We start from the raw sequence: 642 nt of genomic DNA on the forward strand, positions 1-642 counted from the left end.
CGAGCTGGTCGGGCCATGTGGCGCGCGCCACGATGGCCACGGGGCAGTCCGCGCCGTAAAGCGGGGTGAGCTGTTCCACGATCTGGTCCAGCACATGAATGGCCAGATGGATGGCCAGCGTGGCCCCGGTCGCGCCAAAGGCGGCCAGCTTCTCACGCTCCGGCATGGCGGAGGCCCGGCCGCTCACCCGCGTCAGCACCACGCTCTGCGCCACTTCCGGCACCGTCAGTTCCCGCCCCAGCACGGAGGCGGCGGCGGCGAAGGCGGGCACGCCGGGCGTCATCGTCCACGGGATGCCGTGGCGGTCCAGCCTGCGGATCTGTTCGGCCACTGCACTATAGACCGACAGGTCGCCCGAATGCAGGCGCGCGATGTCCTGCCCCGCCGCGTGGGCCCGGATGTATTCCTGCTCGATCAGGTCCAGCGTAAGCGGCGCGGTATCCACCAGCCGGGCATCGGGGGGGCAGTGTTCCAGCATCTCGGCCGGGACGATCGACCCCGCGTACAGGCAGACCGGGCACCGCGCCAGCAGGTCGCGCCCGCGAAGGTCAGCAGGTCGGCGGCGCCAGGCCCCGCGCCGATGAAGTGTACGGTCATGCGTCATCTCCCTGTGCCATGGCACATGTTGCGTGGGTGCCGGTC

General features: G+C 70.7%; 1 pseudogene. It reads right to left on the reverse strand.

Annotated features, from left to right (window positions below):
- Window positions 1-597, reverse strand: a pseudogene (locus JCM25156_RS26585) (cobalt-precorrin-4/precorrin-4 C(11)-methyltransferase); the annotation flags it as partial.
- Window positions 598-642: the final 45 nt, after the last annotated feature.

It is taken from the genome of Komagataeibacter kakiaceti JCM 25156, from assembly GCF_000613305.1.